The sequence below is a fragment of the Mycobacterium colombiense genome (assembly GCF_003284935.1).
Classification (GTDB): domain Bacteria; phylum Actinomycetota; class Actinomycetes; order Mycobacteriales; family Mycobacteriaceae; genus Mycobacterium; species Mycobacterium arosiense_A.
In genome coordinates this window covers 1-6,830 of sequence record NZ_QMEV01000120.1, presented here as the reverse complement: position 1 = coordinate 6,830, position 6,830 = coordinate 1, and the positions used below count along the sequence as shown (strand labels likewise).

The window sequence follows — 6,830 nt, the reverse complement described above, 5'->3', positions numbered from 1 at the left end:
CTGGACCCGGCCGGGCGCGACGCGCTGGATGGGGCCGGGGCCGACGCGGTGGTCGCCGACCTCGGCGAGGTCACCGTGCGCACCGGTGACCGCCGGATGTCGCAGCTGCCGGATGCGTTGCAGGCCTTGGCCGATGGGCTGGCCTCCCGGCGCCCGGCCGTGTTCTTCGACTTCGACGGCACGCTCTCCGACATCGTCGACGACCCGGACGCGGCGCGGCCCGTCGCCGGGGCCACCGAGGCGCTGGAAAAGCTGGCCGCCCGGTGCCCGGTCGCGGTGCTGTCCGGCCGCGACCTGGCCGACGTGGCGAAACGCGTTGGCGTGCCGGGCATCTGGTACGCGGGCAGCCACGGCTTCGAGCTGACCGCCCCCGACGGCACCCACCACCAGAACGAGGCCGCGGCCGCCGCGATCCCGGTGCTCGAGCGGGCGGCGGCCCACCTGCGCGAGGAGCTGGGCGGGCTCGACGGTGTGGTGGTGGAGCACAAGCGGTTCGGGGTCGCCGTGCACTACCGCAACGCCGCACGCGACCGCGTCGGCGAGGCGCTGGCGGCGGTGCGCGCCGCGGGCCGCCGCGACGGGCTTCGGGTCACCACGGGCCGCGAGGTCATCGAGCTGCGCCCAGACCTGGACTGGGACAAGGGCAAGACGCTGCGCTGGGTGATCGATCACCTGCACGAGGCCGGGTCGGGGGCGCTCACGCCGGTCTACCTCGGCGACGACATCACCGACGAGGACGCGTTCGACGCGGTGCGCACCGACGGCGTGCCGATCCTGGTGCGCCACGGCGATGATGGCGACCGGGCGACCGCCGCGCTGTTCGCGCTGGACAGTCCCGCGCGCGCCGCCGAATTCACCGACCGGCTGGCCGACCAGCTGGCGCGCTAGGCAGACACGTATTCCGCCGCGCCGTCGTCGAGCACCACGCGGGGGCCGGAACCCTCCGCGCCGGACGCCTCCGTGCGAAACACCGCCTTGCCCGGTTCGGTGCGCCAGATCAGCGTGGTCAGCGTCTCGCCGGGGAACACCGGCGAGGTGAACCGCGAGGCGATCGAGGTGATGTTGGCCGCGACGCCCCCGCCGAGCTCGGACACCAGCGCGCGACCCGATACCCCGTAGGTGCACAGCCCGTGCAGGATCGGCTTGGGGAATCCGGCCAGCTCGCGGGCGAACCACGGGTCGCTGTGCAGCGGGTTGCGGTCGCCGGAGAGCCGGTAGATCAGCGCCTGGTCCTCGCGGGTGGGCAGCGCGATCCGGGCGTCGGGCTCGCGGTCCGGGAATTCCGGGGCGACCGGCCGCTGACCCGGCATCCCCCCGAAGCCGCCCTCGCCCCGGATGACCAGCGTGGTGAGCGTCTCGGCGATCAGCTGCCCGGACTCCGGTTCGGTGCCGCGGCCGCGCAGCACCAGGATCGCGTTCTTGCCCTCGCCCTTGTCCTGGATGTCGGCGACCTCGGACACCACCGAGAGCTTTCCCGCCGGGGGGAGTGGAGCGTGCAGCCGGATGCTCTGCGATCCGTGTAACAGCATGGCCCAGTTGAACTTTCCGACCAGGCCCGCCGCGCCGAAGGCCGGGCAGCAGATCACCGCGTAGGTCGGCAGCACCTGCTGGTCGATGTCGTGGCTGTTCTCGGTGGTGAAGGCCAGGTCGTCGATCCCGGCGCCGACGCCGAGCGCGTAGAGCAGCGTGTCCCGATCGGTCCATTCGAACTGCATGGGTTCGGTGACCGCGCCGACGGCACTCGGATCAATCGCCATGGAAGTCTCCTGATCGTTGGTAGGGATCCTCGGTCCACTCTGGCATCCGGCGAAGCGCGGGCATGATCAAGGCCCTCCGCACGGCGCCGGGCGGTACAAACCATGGCAAACCCTTCCCACCGAAGCGGTCGGCAGGGCAGGCTATCTCCCATGCCCAAGCGCAGCATGATCCGCACGTTCTCCGTGGCGCTCGCCGCCCTCACCGCCGCGATGATCGTCGCCGGCTGCGGGGGCGGTTCACCGCAGGCGCGGTCCATCACGGTGACGTTGATCCGGCACGCCCAGTCCGAGGCCAACGCCAGCGGCGTCATCGACACCGAGGTGCCGGGTCCCGGCCTGACGCCCGAGGGCAAGGGACAGGCCGAACAGCTCGCGCACCAACTCGGCCGCAAGGACTACGACAGCGTTTACGCCTCCACCATGACCCGGACGCAGCAGACCGCGGCCCCGCTGGCCGCCGAACTCGGCAAGCAGGTGGAGGTGCTGCCCGGCATCCAGGAGATCAACGCCGGCTGGTTCAACGGCAGGCCCGAGTCGATGGCGAAGTCGACGTACATGGTGGCGCCGGTGGACTGGATCAACGGCGACGTCTCCAACAGCATCCCCGGGTCGATCAGCGGCAAGGAGTTCAACGACCAGTTCACCGCGGCGATCAACAAGATCTACAACAGCGGCCACCGCAACCCGGTGGTGTTCTCGCACCGCAACTCGATCATGGTGTGGACGCTGATGAACGCGCGCAACGCCAAGGACAGCCTGATGAGCAGCCACCCGATCCCCAACACGGGTCGCGTGGTGATCAGCGGTAACCCACTGACCGGCTGGACGCTGGTGGACTGGGACGGGATCCGCGACTTCCACAACTAGTCGCCACTGCGCGACATCGGCGGTTGACGTGCGCGGCCGCCGCCGCCACGATGTCTTCATGCGGTATGTCGTTACCGGCGGTACCGGGTTTATTGGTCGCCGCGTCGTGTCTCGTCTTCTGGAGTCCCGCGCCGACGCGCGGGTGTGGGTGCTGGTGCGGCGCCAGTCGCTGGGCCGCTTCGAGCGGCTCGCGACCGATTGGGGCGAGCGGGTAAAACCGCTGGTCGGCGCGCTGCCGGAGCTGGAACTGAGCGACGAGGTGCTCGCCGAGCTGGGTCGGGTCGATCACGTGGTGCACTGCGCGGCGATCTATGACATCACCGCCGGTGAACCCGAACAGCGGGCCAGCAACGTCGAGGGCACCCGCGCGGTGATCGCGCTGGCGCAGCGGTTGGACGCGACGTTGCACCATGTGTCGTCGATCGCGGTGGCCGGCGATTTCCCCGGCGAATACACCGAGGACGACTTCGACGTCGGCCAGCGGCTGCCGACGCCCTATCACCAGACCAAGTTCGAAGCCGAGCTGCTGGTGCGCTCGGCGCCGGGCCTGCGTCATCGCATCTATCGCCCGGCGGTGGTGGTGGGCGATTCGCGCACCGGCGAGATGGACAAGGTGGACGGCCCGTACTACTTCTTCGGGGTGCTGGCCAAGTTGGCGGTGCTGCCGTCGCTGACCCCGATCTTGTTGCCGGACACCGGCCGCACCAACATCGTGCCGGTGGACTACGTCGTCGACGCGCTGGTCGCCCTGATGCACGCCGACGGCCGCGACGGGCAGACGTTCCACCTGACCGCCGAGAAGACCATCGGCCTGCGCGGCATCTACCGCGGCGTGGCCAAGGCGGCCGGGCTGCCGCCGCTGCGCGGGTCACTCCCCCGCGCGGTGGCCGCCCCGGTGCTCAAGGTGCGCGGTCGCGCCAGGGTGGTGCGCAACATGGCGGCCACCCAGCTGGGCATCCCCGCCGAGGTGCTGGACGTGGTCGACCTGGCGCCCACCTTCGTCAGCGAGAAGACGCGAGAGGCCTTGCGGGGCACCGGGATCGAGGTTCCCGAGTTCGCCGGCTACGCGCCCATGCTGTGGCGGTACTGGGCGGAGCACCTCGATCCCGATCGCACGCGCCGCGACGATGCACGGGAACCGTTGCGGGGCCGGCACGTCATCATCACCGGGGCGTCCAGCGGCATCGGCCGCGCGGCGGCCATCGCGATCGCCGAGCGGGGCGCCACCGTGTTCGCGCTGGCCCGCAACGGCGCGGCGCTGGATTCGCTGGTCGCCGAGATCCGCGCCAATGGTGGTGCCGCCCATGCCTTTACCTGTGACGTCACCGATTCCGCGTCGGTGGAACACACCGTCAAGGACATCCTGGGCCGCTTCGACCACGTCGACTACCTGGTGAACAACGCCGGCCGATCGATCCGCCGCTCGGTGGTCAACTCCACCGACCGGCTACACGACTACGAGCGGGTGATGGCGGTCAACTACTTCGGCGCGGTGCGCATGGTGTTGGCGCTGCTACCCCATTGGCGTGAGCGCCGATTCGGCCACGTCGTCAACGTGTCGAGCGCCGGTGTGCAGGCACGCAACCCGAAGTACAGCTCCTACCTGCCGTCGAAGGCGGCGCTGGACGCGTTCTCCGACGTGGTGGGCACGGAGGTGCTCTCCGACCACATCACCTTCACCAACATCCACATGCCGCTGGTGCGCACGCCCATGATCGCGCCCTCGCACCGGCTCAACCCGGTGCCGGCGATCAGCCCCGAGCGCGCGGCGGCGATGGTGGTGCGTGGCCTGGTTGACAAACCGGCCCGCATCGACACCCCGCTGGGCACGCTCGCCGAGGCCGGCAACTATTTCGCCCCGCGGACTTCCCGGCGGGTCCTGCACCAGCTCTACCTCGGTTATCCCGACTCGGCCGCGGCGCGCGGGCTGACCGCCGAACCGGCCCCGAGCCCAGCCCCGCGGACTCCGCGGCGCAGGCCCAGCCGGCCCGTGCGCGCCGTCACCCGCGGCATCCGGACACCCCGTCCGGTCAAGCGGCTGGTCCGCCTGGTGCCCGGGGTGCACTGGTAGTCACTTCTGCAGCGTGAACTGGTTGACGTCGGTGTATCCGATCCGGAATGCGTCGGCGCAACCGGTCAGGTATTTCATGTACCGCTCGTAGACTTCCTCGGACTGCAGCGCGATGGCCTCGTCCTTATGGGCTTGCAGTGCGGCGGCCCAGATGTCGAGCGTCTTGGCGTAGTGCGGCTGCAGCGACTGCACGCGGCTCACGGTGAAGCCGTTCGCGGTCGCGCGCTCTTCGACCATCGGTATCGACGGCAGCCGCCCGCCCGGAAAGATCTCGGTGACAATGAATTTGATGAACCGGGCGAACGTGAACGAGATGGGCATGCCACGCTCGGCCATCTCCGTCGGGTGCAGCCCGGTGATGGTATGCAGCAGCATGGCCCCGTCGTCGGGCAGCAGGTCGTGCATCAGGGTGAAGAACGCGTCGTAGCGCTCGTGCCCGAAGTGCTCGAAGGCGCCGATGCTGACGATCCGGTCGACCGGCTCGTCGAACTGCTCCCAGCCCTGCAGCAGGACCCGTGCCGAACGAGGGCTGCCGGACTGGGCGATCAGCTGTTCGACGTGGTCGGCCTGGTTGCGGCTCAGGGTGAGGCCGACGACGTTGACGTCGTACTTTTGCTGGGCCCGCATCATGGTGGCGCCCCAACCGCAGCCGACGTCGAGCAGCGTCATGCCCGGTTGCAGCCCGAGTTTGCCGAGGGCGAGGTCGATCTTGGCGATCTGGGCCTCTTCCAGCGTCATGTCGTCGCGTTCGAAGTACGCGCAGCTGTAGGTCTGGGTGGGGTCGAGGAATAGCCGGAAGAAGTCGTCCGACAGGTCGTAGTGGGCCTGCACATCGTCGAAGTGCGGCGTGAGATCAGTCCCCTCGGGGGGCTCCGACGTCGTTGGCATCTTGCCAGCCTAGCGCCGGTATGTTGGAGACAATGAATGCGCCCGTTTTCGTTGACGTCGATACCGGCGTGGACGATGCGCTGGCGCTGATCTACCTGTTCGCCAGCCCGGACGCCGACGTGGCCGGCATCGCCTCGACCGGGGGAAACGTTGGGGTGGAACAGGTTTGCGAAAACAACCTGGGCCTGCTGGCGCTGTGCCGGCGCACCGGCATACCGGTCTCCCAGGGTTCTCCGGAGACCCTGACCGGCCCCATGCGGTTGCCCTCAAAAGTCCACGGCCCCAGGGGATTGGGCTATGCCGACCTGCCGCCGGGATCGGGTCGGCTCACCGACTACGACTCGGCCAGCGCCTGGGTGCGCGCGGCGCGGGCCTTTCCCGGCGAGCTCATCGGGGTGGCGACGGGCCCGTTGACCAACCTGGCGCTGGCGCTGCGCGCCGAGCCCGAGCTGCCGACGCTGCTGCGCCGCCTGGTGATCATGGGCGGGTCCTACGACCACCGGGGTAACACCACCGCGGTGGCGGAGTGGAACATCAGCGTCGATCCCGAGGCCGCTGCCGAGGTGCTGGCGGCATGGTGCCCCGAAACCATTGGACGACAGCGACTTCCGATCCTATGCGGCCTGGACCTGACCCGCAAGGTCGCGTTGACGCCGGATCACCTTGCGCGGCTGGCCGCGGCCGCGGAGTCGACGACGACGCGGCTGAGCGAACACGACGAACCCGGAACCCGTTCGCGCGCGTCCAATCCGCTGATTCGGGTGATCGAGGACGCGACGCGGTTCTATCTGGAGGCCTATCACCAACTGGGCCACGGGTATCAGGCGCACATGCACGATCCGTTGGCCGCCGCCGTCGCGCTGGACCCCGACCTCGTCACGACGCGCCCGGCGACGGTGGACATCGAACTGACCGGGACCCTGACCCGCGCCATGACGGTGACCGATTGGACGGATCGTCGAGAACCCAACGCGCTGATCGGGATTGACGTGGACGCCGCGGCGTTCTTCGATCGATTCATCGACCGGGTGGGTCCTTTCGCGCGGCAATTAGGGGGCGCCGAATGAAGATTCGGGCGATCGAGCTGATCCGGGCCGGGTGGGGCGCGGTGTTGGTGGCCGCACCCGCCGAGGTGCTCGACCACATCCACGGGGTCCGGGTCGACCGCAAGGCGCTCGTCGTCACCCGGATCCTGGGCGCCCGCCATCTGGCCCAGGCGCTGCTGTCGGGAGTCAACCCCGGCCCCG

The 6,830-nt window shown here is 69.6% G+C and carries 6 protein-coding genes and 1 pseudogene; 5 read left to right on the top strand and 2 right to left on the bottom strand.

Translation table 11 applies throughout. From position 1 onward, the window contains the following. A partial coding sequence (gene otsB / locus DQP57_RS25880) for a trehalose-phosphatase (protein ID WP_112635694.1) occupies positions 1 to 888 on the top strand: 888 nt, incomplete at its 5' end. Here the strand turns inward: otsB and DQP57_RS25875 are convergent. Beyond that, positions 885 to 1,757 carry a MaoC/PaaZ C-terminal domain-containing protein gene (locus tag DQP57_RS25875; protein WP_112635692.1) on the bottom strand — a complete coding sequence of 291 codons (873 nt, stop codon included), beginning with the start codon at positions 1,755 to 1,757 and terminating at the stop codon, positions 885 to 887. The genes otsB and DQP57_RS25875 overlap by 4 nt on opposite strands. Positions 1,758 to 1,907: 150 nt before the next feature. On the opposite strand from DQP57_RS25875, the gene DQP57_RS25870 reads away from it, so the two are divergent. After that, on the top strand, positions 1,908 to 2,624 hold the full coding sequence (locus tag DQP57_RS25870) for a histidine phosphatase family protein (protein WP_112635690.1): 717 nt from the start codon (positions 1,908 to 1,910) through the stop codon (positions 2,622 to 2,624). Between the two features lie 58 nt (positions 2,625 to 2,682). Continuing rightward, positions 2,683 to 4,695, top strand: a complete 2,013-nt coding sequence (locus DQP57_RS25865) for an SDR family oxidoreductase (RefSeq protein ID WP_112635698.1) — start codon at positions 2,683 to 2,685, stop codon at positions 4,693 to 4,695. On the opposite strand, the gene cmaA1 is transcribed toward DQP57_RS25865, so the two are convergent. Further along, positions 4,696 to 5,583: a cyclopropane mycolic acid synthase CmaA1 gene (gene cmaA1 / locus DQP57_RS25860; protein ID WP_112635688.1), complete on the bottom strand. Its 888-nt coding sequence runs from the start codon at positions 5,581 to 5,583 to the stop codon at positions 4,696 to 4,698. A gap of 32 nt (positions 5,584 to 5,615) precedes the next feature. On the opposite strand from cmaA1, the gene DQP57_RS25855 reads away from it, so the two are divergent. Continuing rightward, complete coding sequence (locus DQP57_RS25855; protein WP_112635696.1) at positions 5,616 to 6,650, top strand: nucleoside hydrolase; 1,035 nt, start codon at positions 5,616 to 5,618, stop codon at positions 6,648 to 6,650. Next, positions 6,647 to 6,830 (top strand): annotated as a pseudogene (locus tag DQP57_RS25850) (hypothetical protein); the annotation flags it as partial. The gene DQP57_RS25855 and the pseudogene DQP57_RS25850, both read left to right, overlap by 4 nt.